The sequence below is a fragment of the Haloglomus halophilum genome, from assembly GCF_024298885.1.
Lineage (GTDB): Archaea > Halobacteriota > Halobacteria > Halobacteriales > Haloarculaceae > Haloglomus > Haloglomus halophilum.
The window spans coordinates 3,763,797-3,785,650 of the sequence record NZ_CP101166.1; the positions used below are offsets into that span (position 1 = coordinate 3,763,797).

Annotated in this window: 22 protein-coding genes; 10 read left to right on the top strand and 12 right to left on the bottom strand. The window is 68.8% G+C overall.

Translation table 11 applies throughout. The annotated features are described in order from the left end of the window. Positions 1 to 27: 27 nt before the first annotated feature. On the bottom strand, positions 28 to 225 hold the full coding sequence (locus tag NL114_RS18305; RefSeq protein ID WP_254822354.1) for a methytransferase partner Trm112: 198 nt from the start codon (positions 223 to 225) through the stop codon (positions 28 to 30). A gap of 118 nt (positions 226 to 343) precedes the next feature. Further along, entirely contained in the window at positions 344 to 1,027 is a 684-nt protein-coding gene (locus tag NL114_RS18310; RefSeq protein ID WP_254822355.1) for a hypothetical protein, read from the bottom strand. 198 nt (positions 1,028 to 1,225) lie between these two features. Between NL114_RS18310 and NL114_RS18315 the strand changes: the two genes are divergently transcribed. Further along, a complete protein-coding gene (locus tag NL114_RS18315) occupies positions 1,226 to 1,858 on the top strand; it encodes an MBL fold metallo-hydrolase (protein WP_254822356.1) in 633 nt (210 codons plus the stop codon). A 121-nt stretch (positions 1,859 to 1,979) separates the two neighbouring features. Here the strand turns inward: NL114_RS18315 and NL114_RS18320 are convergent, their stop codons facing one another. The 3 genes from NL114_RS18320 to NL114_RS18330 all read right to left on the bottom strand — a co-directional run bounded on the left by NL114_RS18320 (position 1,980) and on the right by NL114_RS18330 (position 3,843). Next, positions 1,980 to 2,462: a TspO/MBR family protein gene (locus tag NL114_RS18320; protein WP_254822357.1), complete on the bottom strand. Its 483-nt coding sequence runs from the start codon at positions 2,460 to 2,462 to the stop codon at positions 1,980 to 1,982. A 93-nt stretch (positions 2,463 to 2,555) separates the two neighbouring features. Next, the gene (locus tag NL114_RS18325; protein ID WP_254822358.1) at positions 2,556 to 2,957 is read right to left on the bottom strand and encodes a universal stress protein; all 402 of its coding nucleotides are present in this window, start codon (positions 2,955 to 2,957) and stop codon (positions 2,556 to 2,558) included. A gap of 61 nt (positions 2,958 to 3,018) precedes the next feature. Next, positions 3,019 to 3,843, bottom strand: coding sequence for an ATPase (locus NL114_RS18330; protein WP_254822359.1), 825 nt, complete (start codon positions 3,841 to 3,843; stop codon positions 3,019 to 3,021). A gap of 121 nt (positions 3,844 to 3,964) precedes the next feature. On the opposite strand from NL114_RS18330, the gene NL114_RS18335 reads away from it, so the two are divergent. Next, entirely contained in the window at positions 3,965 to 5,227 is a 1,263-nt protein-coding gene (locus NL114_RS18335; protein ID WP_254822360.1) for a DNA double-strand break repair nuclease NurA, read from the top strand. A 49-nt stretch (positions 5,228 to 5,276) separates the two neighbouring features. On the opposite strand, the gene NL114_RS18340 is transcribed toward NL114_RS18335, so the two are convergent. From NL114_RS18340 to NL114_RS18350, 3 genes are all read right to left on the bottom strand, one after another. Then, entirely contained in the window at positions 5,277 to 5,621 is a 345-nt protein-coding gene (locus tag NL114_RS18340; protein WP_254822361.1) for a DUF7113 family protein, read from the bottom strand. Positions 5,622 to 5,759: 138 nt separating this feature from the next. Continuing rightward, positions 5,760 to 6,710 carry a thiamine pyrophosphate-dependent enzyme gene (locus tag NL114_RS18345; RefSeq protein ID WP_254822362.1) on the bottom strand — a complete coding sequence of 317 codons (951 nt, stop codon included), beginning with the start codon at positions 6,708 to 6,710 and terminating at the stop codon, positions 5,760 to 5,762. Between the two features lies 1 nt (position 6,711). Beyond that, a complete protein-coding gene (locus NL114_RS18350; RefSeq protein ID WP_254824746.1) occupies positions 6,712 to 8,601 on the bottom strand; it encodes a 2-oxoacid:acceptor oxidoreductase subunit alpha in 1,890 nt (629 codons plus the stop codon). Between the two features lie 202 nt (positions 8,602 to 8,803). Between NL114_RS18350 and NL114_RS18355 the strand changes: the two genes are divergently transcribed. The 4 genes from NL114_RS18355 (at position 8,804) to NL114_RS18370 (ending at position 15,046) form a co-directional block, all read left to right on the top strand. Continuing rightward, positions 8,804 to 9,538 carry a DICT sensory domain-containing protein gene (locus NL114_RS18355; protein WP_254822363.1) on the top strand — a complete coding sequence of 245 codons (735 nt, stop codon included), beginning with the start codon at positions 8,804 to 8,806 and terminating at the stop codon, positions 9,536 to 9,538. Between the two features lie 210 nt (positions 9,539 to 9,748). Further along, on the top strand, positions 9,749 to 11,755 hold the full coding sequence (locus tag NL114_RS18360) for a COG1361 S-layer family protein (protein ID WP_254822364.1): 2,007 nt from the start codon (positions 9,749 to 9,751) through the stop codon (positions 11,753 to 11,755). Then, entirely contained in the window at positions 11,752 to 14,295 is a 2,544-nt protein-coding gene (locus tag NL114_RS18365) for an efflux RND transporter permease subunit (protein WP_254822365.1), read from the top strand. Before NL114_RS18360 ends, NL114_RS18365 begins: the two co-directional genes overlap by 4 nt. Before the next feature lie 139 nt (positions 14,296 to 14,434). After that, complete coding sequence (locus NL114_RS18370) at positions 14,435 to 15,046, top strand: DUF7504 family protein (protein WP_254822366.1); 612 nt, start codon at positions 14,435 to 14,437, stop codon at positions 15,044 to 15,046. Positions 15,047 to 15,109: 63 nt separating this feature from the next. On the opposite strand, the gene NL114_RS18375 is transcribed toward NL114_RS18370, so the two are convergent. The 3 genes from NL114_RS18375 to NL114_RS18385 form a co-directional block, all read right to left on the bottom strand. Next, the gene (locus NL114_RS18375; RefSeq protein WP_254822367.1) at positions 15,110 to 15,910 is read right to left on the bottom strand and encodes an N-acyl homoserine lactonase family protein; all 801 of its coding nucleotides are present in this window, start codon (positions 15,908 to 15,910) and stop codon (positions 15,110 to 15,112) included. Between the two features lie 173 nt (positions 15,911 to 16,083). Then, complete coding sequence (locus NL114_RS18380) at positions 16,084 to 17,292, bottom strand: LEA/WHy family protein (protein WP_254822368.1); 1,209 nt, start codon at positions 17,290 to 17,292, stop codon at positions 16,084 to 16,086. A 59-nt stretch (positions 17,293 to 17,351) separates the two neighbouring features. Beyond that, the gene (locus NL114_RS18385; protein ID WP_254822369.1) at positions 17,352 to 18,395 is read right to left on the bottom strand and encodes a hypothetical protein; all 1,044 of its coding nucleotides are present in this window, start codon (positions 18,393 to 18,395) and stop codon (positions 17,352 to 17,354) included. A gap of 123 nt (positions 18,396 to 18,518) precedes the next feature. Between NL114_RS18385 and NL114_RS18390 the strand changes: the two genes are divergently transcribed. The 4 genes from NL114_RS18390 to NL114_RS18405 all read left to right on the top strand — a co-directional run bounded on the left by NL114_RS18390 (position 18,519) and on the right by NL114_RS18405 (position 20,404). Continuing rightward, complete coding sequence (locus NL114_RS18390) at positions 18,519 to 18,707, top strand: DUF7525 family protein (protein ID WP_254822370.1); 189 nt, start codon at positions 18,519 to 18,521, stop codon at positions 18,705 to 18,707. A 104-nt stretch (positions 18,708 to 18,811) separates the two neighbouring features. After that, complete coding sequence (locus NL114_RS18395) at positions 18,812 to 19,036, top strand: DUF7123 family protein (RefSeq protein ID WP_254822371.1); 225 nt, start codon at positions 18,812 to 18,814, stop codon at positions 19,034 to 19,036. A 67-nt stretch (positions 19,037 to 19,103) separates the two neighbouring features. After that, positions 19,104 to 19,541: an SRPBCC family protein gene (locus tag NL114_RS18400; protein ID WP_254822372.1), complete on the top strand. Its 438-nt coding sequence runs from the start codon at positions 19,104 to 19,106 to the stop codon at positions 19,539 to 19,541. Continuing rightward, complete coding sequence (locus tag NL114_RS18405) at positions 19,538 to 20,404, top strand: carbon-nitrogen family hydrolase (RefSeq protein ID WP_254822373.1); 867 nt, start codon at positions 19,538 to 19,540, stop codon at positions 20,402 to 20,404. The genes NL114_RS18400 and NL114_RS18405 overlap by 4 nt, the downstream gene beginning before the upstream one ends. A gap of 319 nt (positions 20,405 to 20,723) precedes the next feature. Here the strand turns inward: NL114_RS18405 and NL114_RS18410 are convergent, their stop codons facing one another. Beyond that, on the bottom strand, positions 20,724 to 21,854 hold the full coding sequence (locus NL114_RS18410) for a glycosyltransferase (RefSeq protein WP_254822374.1): 1,131 nt from the start codon (positions 21,852 to 21,854) through the stop codon (positions 20,724 to 20,726).

Here is a 21,854-nt window from a genome sequence, read left to right on the forward strand (position 1 = left end):
AAAAGCTGTCGACGGTTCAGATGCCGCTCAGGCAGCCGCTTCGTCCCGCATATCCGGCGGCAGCAGGTTCGGGATGCCGTCCTCGATGGGGTACTCCTCGCCACACTCCGTGCAGACGAGGCGGCCCTCGAGAATCTCGTCGTCCTCGTCCCGGCGGATGACCTCCAGGTCGAGGTCGTGCTTGTCCAGGGGACAGCAGATGATGTCCATCAGGTCCTCCTTCATGTCCGCGGCTTCGAGCGACCCCGGCAAAAGAGTGCCGTTCGCGACTGTCCGCCGGTCACGGTCAGGAGCGATACGGATGGTGGAATCGGGCGGCTTCCCGGGCGGCGACCCGTCTCGTTCACCCGTCGACGGGTTCCGTCGATTCGATGGCCTCCCGGAACCACGGCGGCTTCGAGAGGCCCGTCTCATCGACCCTCCTGACCTGGGTCTGCCTGGTTATGGTGGCGTTCCGCCCCTCGATGGCGATGGGTGAGCGGATGCTCGTCGACCGGATTCGACCGTCCGGTCCGACGACGGCCTCGTGGTGGGCAGCTCCCCGAGAGGTAGCACCGATACTCAGTCCGAACGGTCGCTCCATCGTCAACACCACCCCGTCCGAGCCGGACTCGACCCTGACCGGTGAGGACTCGACGTTCCCCCCGAGCCACCCGGTGCCGTTCGATGGGGTCCCGAAGCCGGGCGTCCGGTCGTACCGTACGGTTCCGTTGGCGTACCGAGTCCGCTCCAGGCTCACCGAGTCGTTCGTCCACTCCTCGAAACGGACCACCGGCGACGGGGCCGTCAGTTGGTCACGGGCGCGCCCCTCGTACGAGACGGACAGGTAGTGAGTGTCGTCGGCCGCGACTAGCGACCGTGCCTCGACCCGGCTGTAGGTGGTGCCGTTCGTGAAATCGATGCGTCGGCGGGTCGTGGCGGTGTAGTTCCGGCCCGCCAGCGTGTCGGCGTGGGCCACGAGGAGCGCACTCTGGTTCTCCAGCCGGGAGTCCGAAACACCGGGGGGCAGTTCATCACCGGTCGGCACCGGCGCCGGGGTCTCGGCCGACGAGGGGGACGGAGCGCCGGTGAGACTGTTACAGCCGGCCGTCGCAGCGAGACAACACAGGAGGAGAGCAGTCGCTAAACGGTTCGAAACAGGGGACATGTCCGCGGCTGGCTCCGCCGTCCCCCTTACTGTTACGGACTCGCAACGACTTAACCGGGGCCCCCGCAATCGTGGAGCGTGATTCGGAACCTCGCGCAGGGGCAGCGTGGCTTCACCAGCAACGCGTTCCTCGTCGCCGGCGCGGACGTGATGAGCGACGGTACCGACCCAGAGGGGTCGGTTGTCGATGCAGACGGCCGGACGGTCCTCGTGGACACGGGCAACGAGTTCGATATCGTCCCCGTGGTCGAGCGCTTCGTCGACGACATCGACGCGGTCGTCCTCACCCACACCCACCCGGACCACGTGGGCAACACCGACGCGGTAGTCGACGCCTTCGATGTCGACGTCTGGGGGTTCGACCCGGACCACCAGCTCGTCGACCACCGCATCGCCGACGGCGACACCGTCGAGCTAGGCGCCAACTCCTACGACGCCATCCACACGCCAGGCCACAAGGAGGACCACCTCTGCTTCCACGCCCCCGAGGCGGGCGTCCTGTTCGCCGGGGACCTCATCTTCGCCGGGGGAAGCTTCGGGCGGACCGACCTTCCCGAAGGGAACCGGGAGGTACTCATCGACAGCATCGACCGCATCCTGGAGGCCGTCGGCCCGGACCTGCGCGAGTTCCACACCGGCCACGGCCCGAGCGTCACACAGTCACCGTACGAGGACATCGAACTGTCCGCGCGGGCGGCGCGGACGATGTGAACTCGGTCGTCCGACAATAGATCGGTACTGTCTCGATTTCCTGAGGCAGAACAGGCCTTTGGCTCAGAAAACCGCATATTAATCAATAATTCGCTACATCTGTGCTTTGTCTCTGCGCGTCTCACCCGGCGTAGATGGCGTAGTTCAGCACGGCGGCGAACGACACCCACGCGAGATAGGGAACCAGCAGTAGTGCCGCGCGGCGGTCCACGCGGTCGAAGGCGGTGATGGTGGCGACGATGGCGACCCAGAGGAGCACGATTATCACGAGGCCGAGCCCCGGGCGCTGGAGGCCGAAGAAGGCCGGCGTCCACGCGATGTTGAGCGCGAACTGGCCGGCGAACGCCACCAGCGCGAGTCGGGTGTCACGGGCGTCGGCCTCGGCCCGCCAGACCAGATAGAGCGCGACGCCCATGAGCGTGAACAGGAGCGTCCAGACCACCGGGAAGGCGATGGTCGGCGGGAAGAACCAGGGGCGGTCGAACCAGGTGGTGTCCGCGCCGACGAACAGCGACGGTGCCGCACCCAGCGCGTTCACCGCGACGACCAGCGCCACCGCGAACAGTGCCTCCCGACCCGGCCGGTCGACGTTGATGTAGCTCATCTCGCATCGGTGTACGCACCCGGAGCGGGTAGCTCTTTCTCGGCCCCGATGCCGGCAGCCAGCGGGCACTCCGCGCGGGTCGGGTCAGGCCTCCTAGTCGGCCCCCTCGTCGAGCGGGACGAGCGTGATGGGGATGGTGACGCGCTGGAGGAGCGAGTGAGCGACGCTCCCGAAGATGACGCGCTCGGTGCGCGAGTGCCGGCGCAGCGCGATGACCATCCGGTCGGCATCGACCCTGTCGGCGTAGTCGACGAGTTCGCGCGAGGGGGCCTTCCCTCGGTTGAGCTGGTGGACCTCCACCTCCGGGCCGTCCGCGAAGCGGTCCTCGAACACCTCCAGTGCGGCCTCGCCAGCCCGGATGTGGTCGACATCGTCGGTCATCTGGACGTTGACGACTACGAGGCGGTCGTCCGGCCCGAGGCCGTCCGCCTCGAGGTTGGCACAGATGGCTTCGCTCGCCGAGCGACCGTCCGTTCCGATGAGGTACGTGACCATACGGCGGCATATGTCGGAGTCACGGGATAAATCGAACGCCGATTCCCGGCCGCCAGGAGGTTCAGTCGAACGCCGTCGCCAGCAACGCCTCGTACGCCGGACCGTACGCCTCGGCGACGGTATCGGGGTCGTCGCGCTCCGCGCCCGTGAGCGCCGGCAGCGCGACGCGTGCCCGGGGCTCGAGCAGCTCGATCACGTGTGCGACGCGTTCCTCCAGTCGCCCCTCGTGAGCGCTCCCGGAGGCCACCTCGCAGGCGTTCGCGTAGCGTTCCCCGTCGTAGATACGGGCCCGCCGTGGCTCGACCACCGCCACCGCGTCCGGCTCGAACCCCTCTAGCGGCCGCGCGATGTCGGCGTACGACTCGACGACGGCCCGGTCGGCGGTCACGACGGCCTCGCCGATGGCGTCCATCGCCGGCCTGTGGAGGTCGGCCATCGCCGCGTTCGCCTCGTCGAGGTCCGTCACCCGGCGCGCGTCCTCGAGCGGGAGCCGCTCCGCGAGGCCGTCGGGGAGGTCGGCCGTGGCGTTCACCACGAACGATGGGTCCTCGTCGGGCGCCATCCCGCCAACGCGGTCGACGAGGAACTCGCGCTCGTCCTGTCCGAGCAACCCCTTCCCGGCGCCCGGCGCGGGCGTCCAGAGCCGGTGGACCGGGTTGATGGCCTCGGGACGGTGGTCACCCGGGGCGGCCGCCGCGAGTCGCTTCGCGTCCTTGCCGTAGAGTCGGCCGTCGTCGACGGCCCGGCGGTAGTCGTCGTGGTCGAACCAGTAGTCGTTGCCCGCGCGGGGTTTGTAGCCGGTCGCGCCGGTCTCGGCCAGTAGCCCCACCGAGAACGTCGTCTTCCCGGCGTCCACGCGGTCTCCGCCGGCGACGAGCAGTTGCATATCCGACGGTGGGTGGTCACGAGGCAAAGCCGCCACGGTCCGGAATCGGCCCCCGAACGGGGGACTCCACTTCCGCCGGGCTCTCGGGGGGTTCTTGTGCGCCGGCGCCCCAACCGCCGCCATGACCCTGGACCCGGTCCATTTCAAGGCCATCACGCGACTCGCGGGCCGGGTGTCCCGCGAGGACGCCGAACGGGACCACCGCGACTTCGCCGAGACCGTCTGGAACGAGTTCCTCGACCCGCTCCGGAGCGACGGTGCGGTCGTGCTGGAGTCGCTCGGCGAGCACCGACGCCGGCGCGTCCACGCCGAGGACATCGCGCTCGCCGAGGACCCGTTCCCGACCCGACACGGCCTCGACTCGGGAACCATCAACCCGACCACCTTCAAGAACGGCCTCGTCGTCGACGTGGCCCAGGCCGCGATGAGCGCGGTCCCCTCCGACGTGGACCTCCACCGTGGCCGGACGATGGTGACCGCCGTCCACACCAACGACGCGACCACGACCTTCGAGGAGGACTGGCGGATGGACGACGAGGGATACGTCCGCGGGCGCGTGCTGCACGTGCCACGCGTGGACCGCACGGTGACGCCCGTCGTTCACGAACTCGCGCTCTACCTCGCCGAGATAACGCACGCCTACCGCAACCGCGAGGTGGTGGACGACCTGCTCGTCCTCGACGGGCCCGTCTACCCGAAGGGGCTGCTGACGTGGGCCGACCGCGACCCCGAACTACAGGAACTGCTCGCCGCCGAGGAGCAACCCCAGGAGATCATCGGCCAGTACGTCCGGATGGTCGAGCACTTCGCCGAGCGGGGCGTACCGCTCATCGGCTTCGTGAAGACGCCCGTCTCCCGGCAGGTCACCCGGACCATCCGCGAGAAGGAGGGCTCGGCACCGTGGGTGAACGACGCCGCGTTCTTCTCGCAGGTGCTCGCACCCGACACGTACGGCACCGACGAGACCGACCGCGACACCTCCTGCCTGACGTTCACGAACTGGTTCACCTCCCGCGGGGGGACCGACGGCGCACTCTCGGCACCCTCGGTCCCGTACGACATCCAGCGCGAGCGCGACCCGGCCGACTACGAGGTGACGTTCTGCATGCTGTACGACCCGCGCACGGACACCGTCTACCGGGTGGAGTCGCCCGCCGTGTTCACCCGGGACGAGGAGTTGCGCGAGCGCCTGACCCGACACGTCCTGAAGTCCGTCGCCACCGAGCGCGGGCCGCCGCTCGCGGTGCGCAAGGCCGACCAGCTGGCACGCATCTCGCGGCGCGAGACGGTGGCCCTGCGGGAGGCGCTGGAGCGGGCCTTCGACTCGGAACTGGACACGAACTACGGGGACGAGCGGGCCGCGAAGTGGGGGCTGGAGGGGTAGGTGGCCCGTCGGTGGGCCGACGGCGGGGCAGGCCCGGTCCGGCGACCGGTCAGTTCTCAGGCGGCTCGGCGCTCTCGATGACCGCCACCTCGACGCTGTCCCCGACGACGCCCAGCCGCGCGAACTGGGTGCGGACGTGCTCCTTCGCGGCCTCGATGGCCGCCTCGCGGTCCTCGAACCCGCGCGGCATCGGCGTCTCGAACGCGACACGGAGTTCGCGGTCCCCGACCTGCTGGACCTGGCCGCCCGACTCCACCTCGTAGAACGCGTCGCAGACCCAGACGTACGGGGACCCGTCGTCCGGCGCACCCTTGAACGACGGCGCCTCCTCTCCCGGTTCGTACAGGGTGCCGGTCAGCGCCGTCCCCCCGGCGCTCCCGCGGATGAGTAACATACCTTCGGGTAGGCCGGCGTGGCGTATAACGTCCGCGCTGGCGGTGAATCAGCGTGGATACTGTCGATAGATGCGCCCGTGACTGTCAGAGTTCCACCACATGACAGAAAAGTCGACGATTATCAGATTATGCAGATCTCACTTGTGCGCGTCCATGAGGTCGTAACTGCGCTCCCACTCGTAGTCGTCGTCGTGGTAGCGCTCCGCGAGCGGGTCCTCGGGCACGTCGCCGTGTTCGCGTTTCTCCTGCTGATAGGACGGCCGGTCGGGGTCGTGGTAGAACCGGCCCGTCAGCACCTCGCCCTCGTGGAGGGCGTCCTCGACGTCGTGCATCATCTCGGAGGCCTCGCGGCGGTCCCGGTGGTCGAACTCGTAGTCGTCGGACTGCTGGACGTCGATGTACGGGACGTACTGCTTGGCGTCCTTGTTCCAGGTGGGACACTGGGTGAGGAAGTCGACGTGCGCGAACCCGTCGTGCTGGATGGCCTCCTTGAGTATCTCCTGGGCCTGGTTCGGGTTCACGGCCGCGGTGCGCGCGACGTACGACGCGCCCCCGACGAGCGAGAGCGAGAGCGGGCGGATGGGCGCCTTCGCGGAGCCGTGGGGCTGGGTCTTCGACTTGTGGCCCTTCGGCGAGGTGGGCGAGGTCTGACCCTTCGTCAGCCCGAAGATCTCGTTGTTGAACACGATGTACGTCATATCGTGGTTCTCGCGGGCGGTGTGGATGAAGTGGTTCCCGCCGATGCCGTAGCCGTCGCCGTCACCACCCGCGGCGACCACTTCGAGGCCGGGGTTGGCGAGTTTCGCGGCCCGCGCGACCGGCAGCGAGCGGCCGTGGATGGAGTGGAAGCCGTAGCTCTCGAAGTACGAGGAGAGCTTGCCCGAGCAGCCGATGCCCGTGACGAGCAGTACCTCCTCGGGCGTGTAGCCCAGGTCACCCATGGCCCCTTTCAGCGCCTTCAGGACGCCGAAGTCGCCACAGCCGGGGCACCAGGTGGCCTGCGGTTCGATACCAGGCGTGAACGCCTCCCGGTCGGTCGGTTCCCGCTCGGTCTCGTCGTCGTGCTGGTGGAGTGGTGTGAAGCTCATCTCAGTCGCTCCCCGCGGGGACGTAGCGCGTGGACGCGGTCGCGGGGTCACCGCTGCCGAGGCCCTCGACGGCCTCCACGATCTCGTGGGGCTCGAAGGGCTCGCCGTTGTACTTGAGGAGGCTGTGCAGGATGTCGCCGTAGGCGCCGAGTTCGCGCTGGACGAGGCCGCGGAACTGCCCCGTCGCGTTCATCTCGACGACGAGGCAGGTCTCCACGCTGTCCAGGAACTCCCGGATGTCTCCGTCAGGGAACGGCATCAGGTCCGAGACCGAGAGCGAGGCCACGTCGTGCCCGTCGTCGACGAGCCGGTCGACGGCCTCGTGGACGGTGCCCTGGTTGGAGCCGTAGGTCATCACGCCGACGGTGGCGTCGGTCGCCCCGTGGCGCACCTGGTTGCTCTCGCGCTCGTCGAGGCGCTCGCGGATGGCCGCCAGTTTCCGCATCCGCCGGTCCATCTGGGCGACCCGGTTGTCGGGGTCCTCCGAGATGTGGCCGGTGGGGTGGTGCTCGTTGCCGGAGGCGAGGTAGCGGCCGTCGGCCTGCCCCGGGATGGAGCGCGGCGCGACCCCATCACCCTCCGGCGGGTCGTGCTGGAACCGCTCGAACGTGCCCGTGGCGTAGTGGGCCGCCTCCGCGAGTTCCTCCTCGGTGAGCGTCTTCCCGAGGTCCGGCGACGGCTCCCGGTCGAAGAACTCGGCGTCGACGTTGCGCAGCTCGCCGGACAGCTTCTGGTCGTAGACGACGATGGCGGGCAGGTGGAAGTCGTAGGCGAGTTCGAACGCGAGCCGGGTCTGCTCGTAGGCTTCGCGCTGGTTGCCCGGCGCGAAGACGACGCGACAGGAGTCACCCTGGCTCGTGTAGAGGACGTGTTCGAGGTCGCCCTGCTCGGTCTTCGTCGGCATCCCGGTCGAGGGGCCCGCGCGGGTCGCCTCCACCAGGACGAGCGGCGTCTCGGTCATCTCCGCGAGTCCCAGCGGCTCGGACATGAGCGCGAACCCACCACCGGAGGAGCCCGAGAGTGACTTGACACCGGCGTGTGAGGCCCCGAGCGCCAGCGCGGCCGCGGCGATCTCGTCCTCGACCTGCTCGGCGATACCGCCCATGTCGGGCAGGTGCTGGCTGAGCAGGGTGAACACCTCCGTCCACGGCGTCATCGGGTAGCCGGCGACGAACCGACAGCCCTCGTCGATGGCGCCGTAGGCGATGCCGTTGGAGCCGGAGACGAGCGCCTGCTCGGCGTCGTGCTCGCCCTGGGGCATCCGGAGGTCGTGGGTGTGCTCCAGTTCGTTGGCCTGCTCGGCGGCGTACTCGAGTATCTCGAGGTTCGCCTCGAGCACGTCGCCGCTCATCCGGTCCTCCATCAGCTTCTCGATGGGTTCGAGCGGGTAGGAAAGCAGCGCACAGGTCACGCCCACACCGGCCGTGTTGCGCATCACCTCGCGGCCCTGGTCGCGGGCCATCCCACGGAGGTCCATCGGGTAGACGTGCCAGTTGTGCTCCTCGGCACGCGCCTCGAAGTCCTCGATGACGCTTGCGTCCAGCAGGCCCTCGTCGTAGACGACGACCCCGCCATCCCGGAGTTCGTCGAGGTTCTCGGCGAGCGGCTTGGCCTGCTCGTTCCCGTAGTAGGCGTGTTCCTTCGGGTTGCGGGCGAACGAGTCACCTAGCGCCAGCAGGAAGTTGAAGCCGTCACCACGGGCCCGTACCGGCTGGTCGTCGGCCCGAACCTCAACGTACGTGTGGCCACCACGGATCCGCGAGGGGTAGTGGCGATGCGTGAACACGTGGAGGCCGGACCGCATCAGTGCTTTCGCGAAGTTCTGGCTGGTCGAGTCGATCCCGTCACCGGAACCACCCGCGATACGCCAGACGATTTCTCCTGTCATGATACCATGCGCCCGGAGGCGCCTTGGTGCGAGATTTGCCGGGAGAGGTGAAAAGCGTTTGCGCCGTGGTAGCACACGAAAGTTCGTGACTTTCCCGTGACGGAACGGCGATGAGGGACCGATTTGCACGCCGACCGACCGTGGATTCTAGGTGATTTGGGAGAAGTTTTAAAACCGAAACTGTCGTCCCCCCGTTTGACGAGTAATGTCCCTCACCGAACTGATATCCGGTGTGGAGGACCACGAGAAACGCCTCACGGTCTTCAACACCGACGAGGAGACCGTCGAGGCCGTCCGGGAGCAGTTCCGCGACCGCAACCTCACGGTCGTCGGGGACCGGTCCGAGAGCGGGCGTCCCGGCTCGTTCGTCGTGCTCTCCAGCGAGCGGGCCGAGGGGGAAGACGAGTTCGTGACCGCCACCAGCGTCGACGACGTGCTCTCGGCGCCACGTGGTGAGGGGGCGGAACTGGACAGCGAGGTCCGCCATCCCATCCTCGACCATCTCGACGAGACGATGTTCACCTCCTACGACACTCGGCAGATGGTGGCGGCCTCCCGGGAGATCGAGGACCGCGCCTGGCGGCTCGGTGAGGGGTCGCTCCACGCCGGCTTCCAGCAGCTCTCTATCCTCTCAGACCAGATGGAGGTGTACACTCGGCTGGCCTCGCGTGAGGACCTCGATGTCCACGCCTACGCCTGCCCGGACACCGAGGTCCCGGAACACGACACCGATCTGACTATCCACGTCGAGCGCTCCGACGAGATCGCGAAGTCCTGGTTCGTCGTCTACGATGGCAACGGGGTCGACGTGAACAAGTGTGCCCTGCTCGCCGAGGAACGCGAGTCACGGGCCTTCTACGGCTTCTGGACGTACGATCCCGACACCGTGGACTGGCTCATCGAGTATCTCGAGGGCGCCTACGGCCTCATCGAGCAGTAGCGACCCCTCTGGGCCGAGAGCACCCGTCCCCCGACCGACGCGGGCGATCCCGGTCCCGCACGCCCTGTCCAGCTCTTTCAACCTCGTATCGGTTGCTGTATCCCCCGTTCGCGTCGCCCGACAACGACCCGACCGTACGGCAGTAGAATACTTACTAACTATTCAGTTGTTTACTGGCTGTTAAATACCCTCCGTGTGTCCTGCAGAGCAATGAGTTCCGACTCCTCCCGCGTGACGCGTGCGCTACGCGTCCTGCTCGCCCTGGTACTGGTCTTCTCGATGGTCGCCGCGTTCGCCGCACCCGCGTCGGCGTTCGTCCGTGGCAAACCGGATATCTCGGTCACACTTTCGGACGACACCGTACAGCCCGGTGGCACGACGACGCTCGACCTGACCCTGGTCAACAGCGGGGATGTAGAGATCGGTGCGACCAGCCAGGCCCTCGCCGGCAAGGAACAGGTCGTCACGACGGCGCGCGGAACCGTCGTCCGGGTCGACCCGGCGACGAAGAACAACCCCATCGAGGTCGAGACCGACGAGGTGGCCGTCGGGTCGATGCCCGAAGGCGCTCGCTCGGTCCCCGTCCAGGTCAGCGTCCCCGAGGACGCCGAGCCCGGCACGTACGAGTTCGACGTGGCGGTCGAGTACGACTACTACGACATCATCCCCGGCGCACCCGTCAACAGGTACGGGGAGGAGCACCGGACGAAGGAGTTCACCGTCGAGGTGACCGTCGAGGAGGCCGCCCGCTTCGAGGTCGTCGACACGGAGACGAACGCCCCCATCGGCGGCCCGGGGACGGTGAACGTCACGGTCGCGAACGTCGGGAACGAGGTGGCCTCTGACGCGTCGCTCTCCCTGCAGTCCACGAACGCCGCGCTGACGTTCGGCGGGTCGGGGACGACCGAGTCGTACGTGGGAAGATGGGCGCCGGGCGAGCGCCGGACGGTCTCGGTCGGTGCCACCGTGGCCGAGAGCGCGACGAACCGGTCGCTCGCGCTCCGGACGACCGTCGACTACGAGGACGCCGACGGGAACGCCAGGCAGTCGACGCTCTCGACAGGTGTCGCTCCGGACCCGGAGCAGCGGTTCACCGTCGTATCGGCCGCCACCGGGGCCTCCGTCGGTGATACGGACTCGACCGTCCTCCTGTTCACCAACGAAGGTAACCGGACACTCGAGGACGCGACGGTACGACTCGAATCGGACAACGCGGCGCTGACCTTCGGTGGGGCCCGGACCGCCCGCGTCCACATCGGGAGGTGGCCAGCGGGCGAGATCGAGCGAGCCGAGGTGGAGACGCAGTTCGCCCCGTCCGCCGAGCGACGCAGCTACGCCGTCGACGCGACCATCTCGTACACCTCCCCCGCCGACCGGACCGAACAGGTGGATGTCGGGACGTTCGGCATCACGCCGGCGGAGGAGCAGTCCTTCGACCTCGCCAGCCACGAGACGAGCCTCCGGGTCGGTGAGGAGGGCCAGCTGACCGGCACGTTCGTCAACGAGGGGCCCAGGGAGATCGAGAACGCCGTCCTGGTGCTGGAGCCACCGGCCAACGTCGTGACCGCCGAGCGCGAGTACGCGCTGGGCGACCTCGACGAGAACGCCAGCGTCGACTTCCGCTACGACGTGGAGGTCTCCTCGGAGGCCCGCGAGGGGCCGCGCCAGTTCGCCTACCGGCTGCGCTACGACACGGCCGGTGACGACACCGTGACCTCGGACCCGCTGTACGCCCGCGGCACCGTGGCCCAGCAGCGTGATACGTTCTCCGTCGACACGGACGCGGCCGTCGCGGCCGGGTCGTCGGAGACCATCGAGATGCAGGTCACGAACGAGGGCGAGGAACCCCTGACCGCGGTGAGTGCGAAGCTGTTCGCCGACGCCCCCATCAGCGCGAGCAACGACGAGGCCTTCGTCGAAGGGCTGGGCGCCGGCGAGACGGCGACGCTGACCTTCCGCATCTCCGCGAGCGGTGACGCCATCGCGAAGCCGTACCCCGTCTCGCTGGACTTCCAGTACGACGAACCGGACGGTGACACGAAGGTCTCCGACAGCTACCAGGTCGCCATCGACGTGACCGAGCGGAGCGGCGGCGGGCTGCTGTCCACGTTCGCCGTCCCCGGCGGCGTTGGCGGGGCCGGTGTCGGCCTCGGTGTCGTGCTCTCGCTGGGCGGCCTGGCCGCGGTCGGGCTGGGCCTCGTCGGGCGACGGGAATGAGCGGCCCCGTCGACTACCAGCGGTTCGTCGACGCGGCGGACCACCAGATCGTCAACCATCCCAGGCGGGTTGTCGGGGCGTTCCTCGTCCTGACACTGGTGTTCGGGGCCGGGCTCGGCGCCGTCTCCACGGACGCCGGAACCGAGGGGTTCACCCAGGACGTGCCCGCGCAGGTGGCGTTCGAGGAGGTGCAAGACGAGTTCGAGACGAGCGCGTTCACGACCGACACCGGGAGCACACAGCTCATCCAGCGCGGCGAGAACGTGCTCTCGAAGAGGGGGCTGTTGCGGATGCTGAAGGCTCAGAACCGCGTCGAGGACCACGATGAGCTCCGGGTCACCTCGACGGCCTCGGCCGCGACCATCGTGGCGACCACGCTGGACCCACAGGCCCGAACGACCGAGCAGCAGCTCCGCGCGGTCGAGCGGGCCACGCCGCGTGAGATAGACCAGGCCGTCCGGACGGCTGCCGACCGGAACCCCCGGTTCGTGGGGCTCCTCTCGAACGACTTCAACCGCGGCTCGGCGTCGGCCGGCGCCACCATCGGCGTCGTCACCCACGAGGTCCCGGCCGGGCTCTCGGCCTCCGCGGGACAGGGTGGCTCCAGCCCCCTGACGCCGCTCCAGCTCCGGACGGACTACGTCGTCGGGAGCGTCGGCGGCGAGATGATCGTCTTCGGGTCCGGCATCATCTCGGCCGAGTTCGCCAACGTCATCGGTGATTCGCTCATCATCGTCGTGCCCGCCGCGGTGCTGTTCATCCTCCTGTTCCTCATCATCTCCTACCGGGACCTCGCGGATCTCCTGCTGGGGATGGTGGCGCTGGCGATGGGGCTCATCTGGACGTTCGGGTTCATGGGGCTTGCGGGCATCCCGTTCAACCAGATTCTCATCACCATCCCACCGCTGTTGCTGGCGGTCGGCATCGACTTCGGCATCCACGCGGTGAACCGCTATCGCGAGGAACGGGTGGCGGGCGCCGATATCGGCCCGGCGATGCGCATCACGACCGACCAGTTGCTGGTCGCCTTCTTCATCGTCACCGGGACGACCGTCATCGGCTTCTCGGCCAACCTCACGTCGGCGCTGCCACCGATCCGGGACTTCGGCATCGTCGCCGCCGTCGGCATCGTGTTCACCTTCCTCATCTTCGGGGTGTTCCTCCCCGCGGCGAAGGTGCTGCTGGACCGCTCCCGGCAGAAGTACCCTATCCCGACGTTCTCGACGACGCCCCTGGGCGCGGAGGGCTCACGGCTGGGCAGGGCGCTCTCGGGGGGTGTCTTCATCGCGAAGCGGGCCCCCGCCGTCTTCCTCGTCGTCGCCCTGCTCGCGACGGGCGGGATGGCCTACCACGCGACCGGCGTCGACACGACCTTCTCGAACGAGGACTTCCTGCCGCCGGAGGAGAACCCGGACTACCTGATGGCGCTCCCGGAGCCGTTCAAGCCCTCCGAGTACACCGTGACGGCCCTGACCAACTTCCTCCAGGAGAACTTCGAGTCGAGCCAGTCCGACACCGTGACGGTGTACGTCGAGGGGCCGATGCGCCAGGACCAGTCGCTGGAGGTGCTGTACCGTGCCGGCGACGACCCGCCCGACGCGTTCGTCCGCCAGGGCGGTCGTGCCGACGCGACCTCCATCATCACCGTCATCGACGAGTACGCCGCCCGGGACGAGGAGTTCCGGAAGCTGGTCGAACGCAACGACCGCAACGGCAACGGCGTCCCCGACGACGACCTGCCGGCGGTGTACGCCGCGCTGACGGCCGAGGACTCGCCGGTCCGTGGGCAGGCGCTGCGCTACATCACGGGCGACCGGCGCTCCACCCGGCTGGTCTACAGCGTCAAGGCCGACGCCACACAGAGCGAGATCACCGAGGATGCCCGGTCCGTCGCGGCCGATATGGAGCGGCCACGCACCTCGTTCCGGGCGACCGCCACGGGCTCGACCGTCGTGTTCGAGGCCATCTCCGGCCTCATCCTCGACTCCGCGCTCACCTCGCTGATCATCGCGCTGGGGGGGACCGCGGTCTTCCTCCTGTTGGTCTACTGGGTGCTCGAGGGCAAACCCTCGCTCGGCATCGCCAACCTCGTCCCCATCGTGGTCACGGTGTCGTTCGTCGCCGGGTCGATGCGCGTGTTCGGCATCTCGTTCAACGCCTTCACGGCGACCATCCTCGCCATCACCATCGGGCTGGGCATCGACTACTCGGTCCACGTCACCCACCGGTTCGCGGACGAGTACAGGCAGCGGGACCTGTACGAGGCACTCGACCGCACGGTGCGGGGGACCGGCGGGGCGCTCGCCGGCTCGATGCTGACCACCGTCTTCGGCATCGGCGTGCTGGTCCTGTCGGTGTTCCCCGCCATCGGCCAGTTCGGCATCCTCACGGGGCTGAGCGTCATCTACGCCTTCGTCGCCTCGCTGCTCGTCCTGCCCTCGGCACTCGTCGTCTGGGCGCGACTGTTCGGTGGCGGCGGCACGACCGCCCGAAGCGGCGACACGCCACCGTCATCGGCGGCGGCCGGCGACGCGGACTGACCGGCGGTGCCCTACGGAGGCTCTTTCGGCCACCTGGACGAGAACTGCTACCTGAGCGCCGCTGCCGCACCTTTTGATGCTCTTGTCAGAATCCATTAAGTGGAGGATGCCATCGATTCAGGTACGCCACCCCGTACCCATGTCCCAGCCCACGACCTCGACGGACCCCATCGCCCACGCGGCCCCGGCCCGCCTGGCGACGGCCTCGGGCAGTAACATCGCCGTCGTCGGCGAGCCGATGGTCGGAAAGAGCGGTGTCGCCTTCGACGCGCTCGAGGCGGCTGCCGACGCCGGCCGCGACACCCTCCTCATCTCGGCCGCCCGCGGCCCCGGTCGGATGCCCGTCCCGGACCCGGTGTCGGTCGTCGACTGCACGCCGGGCCCGGAATCGGAGGACGCCGTGTCCGTGAACTCCCCGGCCGACCTGACGGGCATCGGTATCCCCGTCTCGAGGTTCCTCGGCGACGCGGACCGCCCGGTCGTCGCGGTGGACTCGCTGACCTCGCTCCTCCTCTACAACGAGACGCGGGAGGCCTTCCGGTTCTTCTCCGTGCTGAGCACGCAGATCGCGAGCGCGAACGGCCTGGGGATGTACCTCGTCGACGACGGCGCCCACGACGGGCGGACGGTCCGGACGTTCGCCCAGCTGTTCGACGGCCAGGTCGAACTCCGAAGCGGTCTCGGCGGCACCGAGGCCCGCGGCCGAGGGGTCGAGACGCTGCCCGCCGAGTGGTTGCCGGCGCGGAGCTGACCGGAGCGGTTCGCGGCGGTACGAGGCCCCGGATGGGACACCGGGACGGTCTCTCTATCTCTCTCAGTGCCACTCGTCGCGGAGCGACGCGGCCTGCTCGGGGTCGTGCCCGTACAGGACGGTCGCGTCCGTCCGGCGCTCGATGTCCTTCAGCCGGCGGAGCGATTCCCGCCAGTCGGCGTTGCTCGTCGTGAGTGACTGCCCCATCGGCGCCTCGTCCTCGTAGTTGGGGCGCAGGAACGCCTCGTCGCCGGCGACGAGGACGGTGCCGTAGGCGTCCGTATCGAGTCGTGCGCCGAGCAGACCCGGCGTGTGGCCCGGGAGGTGGAGCAGCTCGAAGCCCGGCACGAGTTGGCGCTCGCCCGCTACGACCTGCCAGTTCAGGTCGTGGTCGAAGTCGCTCGCGAGGTAGGCGTTCGCGCCGGCCGGCGTCTTCGCCGAGAGGTAGGCGAACTCCACCTCGCGCTGGTGGACGTAGACGGGAACGTCGGTGCCGGCGAACTCGTAGAGCCCGCCGGCGTGGTCGAGGTGGAGGTGGCTCTGGACCACGATGTCGATGTCGTCGAGCGCGTAGCCCACGTCACCGAGGGCCGTTTCGAGGTCCCGCTCGCCCGCGTCGGGGTGTGCGAACGCCTCGAACAGCGGCTCCGGCCAGTAGCCGTCGCCGGCCTCCGGGTGCGACCCGGTGTCCCACAGGATGGTCCCGTCGGGGTGGTCGACGAGCAGGTTCCAGACGGCGAACTCGCCGTAGTCGGAATCGGGATTCCGGTTCGAGTAGGTCGCCGCCGTCGTCCCGTCGATGGCGAAGTTCCGGTCCGACATGATCGTCCCACGGTCCAGCAGGTGGAGGTCCATCTCGACCATACCCGTCGTAGGGGCGGCGCGGTCAAACCCTTGTGGGCGGCGAGGCGGTGGAGCGGGGAGGTGTGCAGAGAGGTCGTTATCGTCGTCAGCACGCCGATAGAATCTGCAATCAGATATTTCGAACCATATCAGAGAATCAACCGAACAATGTCGAATATTCGGCTAGAATCCCGTCATGCCCCGATGGGAACCACTCGCATCACGGCCCCGATGAGGCCGCCGTCGTCGGTCGAGGTGGCGGTAGGGCCCTGTGGCTCCGTCGGTGTCGCGGCAGGGGTCGCACCGGGGGCGCTCGTCGAGGTTTCGTCACCGACCAGTCCGCCGGTCGCCTCGGTCGGCGAGGGGGTCGCGGTGGCGGCACCGGCACCGGACTCCCCACCACCCGACGCCGGGGTGGGCGTCGGGGTCGAACCCGTGGTGTCGCCCGACTCGTTCTTGGTGCCGAAGATGTCCGTCTCGAACTCCTGGACGTACGTCATCCGGTCGAGCGGGACGCGGATCTCGTTCCCGGTCGGGAGCTCGACCTTCGCGTAGAAGTCGATGCGAAGCGTCGTCTCCTGGTCGTTCTGGAGGTGCGAGACCCACCACTCGTCGAGGTTGCCGTTGTCGATGGTCGGGGTCGTGCGGAGGGTCTCGGTGCTCTCGCCCGGGATGACGTAGGTCTCGTCGGTCGCCCCGGAGCCCATCGAGATGTTGTTCATCGTGATGTCGTAGCCGACCTCCGTGATGGTGTAGGGCTTCAGCTGCGGGTTGTAGACGACGAACTCCATCGGAATCGGCGTCTCCTGGCGGTCGACCTGCCCCCACTCGGCGTCCGTCCGGTTGATGTAGAGGACCGGGTTGGAGTAGAGCGGGTTCTCCGGGCCGTTCACCGGCCGCGTCTCATCCGAGGCGAACGCGCTGATGATATCCGTCTCGACCTGCTTGCGCTGGTTCAGGTCGAACGAGCGGTTGCCCAGCACCGAGGTCTGCACCGTCGCGTCGATGGTGACGTTGGTCACCTCGTCGTTGCGGATGTGCGAGACCCACCACGGCGGGATACGGTCGTTGCGCATCCGGGTGCGGAACGGGAGCGTGGTGTTGCCCGAGTCCACGTCGAGTCCCGCCTTCGACCCGTGGGCAATCTCGACGTCGTTCATGTAGACGGTGTAGTTGACCGTCGAGCCGCCCAGTCGGACCCCGATGGGGTTGGGGTTGTTCACCACCAGGTCGGTCAGGATCATCGTCCGCTCGTCGTTCACGTCGCCGAACCGGTTCTCCACGTCGACGACCGACGGCGCACCCACCAGACCCAGGGCGAAGGCCCCACCGACGCTGGCCGTCAACACGCCCAGCGCGGCGACGACGGCCTTCACCCGTGCTATGGCACGGTCGTCCATCATATCGGCCGGAGTCGTGGCCCGCGTATCAACCTTCTGCCCCCGTCTCGCTGACGTTTCGTTCAGTCCGCGGCGCCTCCGTGCGGTCCCGGCCGGGGCGCGCTCAGCAGGCCGAGGAATCCCCCGACCACCGCGGCGAGGAACACGGCCCCGACCCAGAGGTGGACCGTCCACGAGAGGGACCCACGGGCAGCCAGCGCGATGAAGTGCACCGCGACGAACGCGCCCGGCGTCACGGCGCCGACGAGAGGTGGCCAGCGGCGGTGGTCGAGACGGCGCCGGGCGAGCGTCGCGGCCACCTCCGCGACCAGTCCGGCAGCCAGGTACCACGGAATCAGCCAGACGTGCCCGCCGAGCCACGCGACGGCACCTGCCGGAACCACGACGAGCAGCGTCACGGCGCCAGCAGGGAGCGTGACCCGCGTCGAGAGGAACAGGACGACGGCCGCGACGAGTGCGGCGTGGAAGAGGATGCCCGAGAGGCCGTGGGCCGCGCTCACGCCGCCCTCGCCCGCGAGCAGGAAGGCGGGATGGGCGTAGACCGTGAACACCGTCACGACGACGGCGGCGAGCGTGCTGGTCAGCACGAGCGGCCCGGTGGCGAGCCAGCCTCGTGGCTCCGCGCCGTCGTGCACTCGTGCGAGCGTCGCCCGCAGTGGGGAGGTACAGAAGAGGACGCCTCCGGACGCGAGCGCGAGGTGGGTCGGGCTGGCGAGCGCCTCCACGTTCGCCTCCGAGCCGAACGTCGCGTGCCAGAGCGCGTCGCCCGGCCCGGCGAGCGCGAACAGGACGAGCCCGACGAGTCCGAGGCCGTAGCCCGTCGGAACCGCTTCCCGCCAGTCCGCGCCGCGCCAGCGTTCCCGCTGGACGACCACCGCGAGGAGGCCGGCCACGGCGAGGAACCCGGAGTAGATGACCGCGTGTTCCGGCGTGAGGAAGCCCTCCTCCGCGAAGCTGAACCCCTCGACGTGGGACCGAACGTCGAGGACGAGTCCGGCCGTCCCCCAGCAGACGCAGGCGGTCACCAGCCAGTCCAGTCGGCGCCCGGCGAGCCAGTCCGTTCCGTCGCTGTCGGCGTGGCCGGTGGTCACCGTCGCCTCGGTCATGGGTGTCCGTGCCACGGGGACGAGCGAAAGGCCACTGCCGGACATCACAGGGCCGTTATACCGGCCGCCACGCCCGGTCGGGCGAAACGGCAGTCTCAAGTGGGCCCCGACGGACGCTCGGGTATGGAATCTACGGCCACGTCCGACAAGTCCGTGGGGCTGAGTGTCCTCTTCGTCGCGCTCGGCCTCGTCGCGGCGCTCGGCATGTTCCTCACGGCCATCGCCCACGACCAGCTCGGCTCGGGAATCGCCTTCGCCGTCGCGATGCTCGGCGGGGCACTTGCGGTCGCCGCCGTTCACGTCTACAGCTGAACGTCCCAGGACAACTCCCGGCAGCACGCATCCTGCCTCCCGATATCCGGAACGTATGACACGAACCGACAACCGTTAAGTCCGTCCCGCGCCTACGTGTTCCCATGAGCGAGATGAGCGAGGAGGACGAGCGCATCCTGTCCTATCTGCGCGACAGCGTCTCCGGGGGCGAGCGCTACTTCCGGGCGAAGAACATCGCCACGAAGGTCGGACTGACCGCCAAGCAGGTCGGTGCGAGACTCCCACGCCTCGCCGAGGAGTCCGAGGACGTCGACATCGAGAAGTGGGGCCGGGCGCGCTCGACCACGTGGCGCGTCACCCCCGAGTGACGACCCGGCTGACCACCCACGGCCGTCGTACCGTCCCGCTTTTCTACCGACGGCCCGACATGACCGTATGACCGTCCGCGTCGAGCGTACCTTCGACCTCGCGGCGCCGCCGGCCGACGTGTGGGCCTTCATCGCCGACCCGCGCAAGCGGGCCGAGCCCATCAGCGTCGTCGAGGAGTTCGAGGTGACCGGCGACCACACCGCCATCTGGCACGTCGCGCTCCCCATCCCGTACACCGACCGGACCATCGCCGTCGAGACCGAGGACACCCGCGTCGACGAGCCGTCCTACGTCGAGTTCGTCGGCCGGTCGAAGGCGATGAACGTGCAGGGGGAGCACACCCTCGAACCGACCGACGACGGGGGAACACGGCTCATCAATCGCTTCGTCGTCGACGGCAAGGTGCCCGGCGTCGAGCGCTACTTCAAGGGGAAGCTGGACGGGGAACTCCAGAACCTGGAGGCGGCCATCCGCGCCGACCTCGGGCTGGCGCCGGGACCATGAGCCCACGCACCGACGCCGGGGTGGGCGACGCTGACACCGACACCTGGACGGTGACGTGCGCACAAGTCTCGCTCGAGGGTGCGGACGTCGACGGCAACGTCGAGCGCGCCGTCGCGGCCATCGAGCGTGCGGCCGACCGCGGCAGCGACCTCGTCGTCCTGCCGGAGATGTTCACCGTCGGCTACTTCGCGTTCGACTCGTACGCCCGCACCGCGGAGTCCCTGGCGGGCGAGACGATGACCCGGATGGCGGCGGTCGCCGCCGACCACGACTGCGCCGTGCTCGCGGGGACGTTCGTCGAGGACCTCGCGGCGACGGCCGCCGAAACGGACGCTGCAGTCCCCGAGACGGACGGCTACGCCAATACCGCCGTCCTGTTCGACCGTACGGGCGAGCGCCGAGCAATCTACCGGAAACACCACCTGTTCGGCTACGGCTCAGCCGAGCAGGACCTACTGACGCCGGGCGAGTCGCTCGGCGTCGCGGACCTCGGCGGCCTCACCGTCGGGATGACGACGTGCTACGACCTCCGGTTCCCGGAGCTGTATCGCGACCTCGTCGACCGGGGTGTCGACCTCGTCGCGGTCCCGAGCGCGTGGCCGTACCCGCGCGTCGAGCACTGGCAGCTGCTCCCGCGAACCCGGGCGGTAGAGAACCTCTGCTACGTGGCGGCCGCCAACGGGAGCGCCGAGTTCGGCGACGACCGGCTCGTGGGGCGCTCGACGGTGTACGACCCGTGGGGCACGCCGCTGGCGTCCTCGGGCGAGGAGCCCGCGCTCGTCACTGCCGAGGTCGACCCCGAGCGCGTCCGCGAGGTTCGCGACGAGTTCCCGGCGCTCCAGGACCGGCGCCACCCGAACTGAGCCGTCCCGCACCCGACACGCGTCCGACGACTGGCCGACACGTCGGAAATCGGGGGCCGAACCGCCCATCACCGAAGCGAGATTTTATATACAACGGGGAGCAACGACCAGATGCCCAAACGACGCTTTTCTCGTCGTGAGGGCGACAACAACAACGCGCCCGCCACAACGCGTCGGGTCGCCCGGCCCCCGACGCATCATCCACCGGCCCCACTCCCCCTCGCCTCTTCCGTTCACATCTGTTCCAGCGGCCGCTCCTGTCGACACACAGCGTGGGCTGACTGATGCTATCGTCCGCCCTGACAGGTAGCTCCCGCCGTCAGTGCCGGTCCAGCGTGTCCCGGTAGAGCTCATCGAGCGTGTCCACCGCGTGTTCGACGCTGATAGCGTCGCGCCGGTCGAGGCAGGTCCGGGAGAGGGTGTCGCGGTCCGCGATGGTCCACCGGATGGCCTCCCGGAAGGAGTCCACGTCCCCGGGCTCGAAGTGGAACCCGGTTTCGCCCTCGTCGACCGTCTCTGCCAGCGCGCCGCTATCGACGCCGACGACCGGGGTCCCGCAGGCGTTGGCCTCCAGCGCGACCAGCCCCTGCGTCTCGACCGGGCTCGGGAAGAGGAAGGCATCGAGCGAGGTGTAGAACGCCGCCAGTTCCTCGCGGTCGAGGAAACCGAGGAAGCGCACGTCGGCGTCGATGGTCTCCGCACGGGCCATCAGGCCCTGCCGGGCGGGTCCGTCACCACCGAACACGACCGTGGGTCGCTCACCGTCGATGCGGAACCCGTCGACGGCATCCAGGATGACATCGAGGTCCTTCTCGTAGCCGTGGCGGCCGGTGTACCCGAGCAGGTACCCGTCGTCGAGGTCGTGACGGGTACGGAACGCGTCGGTGTCGACCGGCCGGAACCGGTCGACGTCGACGCCGTTGGGCACCACCTCGATCCGCGCCGAGACGCCGATATCGGTGAGGTGCTCGCGGGCCGGTTCGGAGGGGACGACCACGGTGTCGGTCCGGTCGAGATACCAGCGCTCGTAGCGCCGGGCGACGCGCTCGACGGCGTCGGCCAGCCGGCCGTCGGTGATGTAGTCCGCGTACTCGGCCGTGGGCGTGTGGTAGGACGCGACCAGCGGGAGGCTCTCGTTCCGGGCGAAGCGGGCGCCGCCCAGGCCGAGGAGGAAGGGCGTGTGCGCGTGGACGATATCCACATCGTCACGCTCGACGGCCGTGGGTACGCCCGGAACACCGACGCGGAACCCCTCGTAGTAGGGGAACGCGACGCTCCTGACGGGGTGTTCGGTCGACGCTGGCTGGTGGTCCGCGGCGTCGGGATAGACGACGTGCATGCGACCGCCACGACTGCCCCACCGCTCGCGCCACGTGCTCACGGTGTAGGTGACGCCGTTCACGGTCGGCAGGTACGTGTCGGTGAACGCCGCGACCGTCGGTACCGCCAT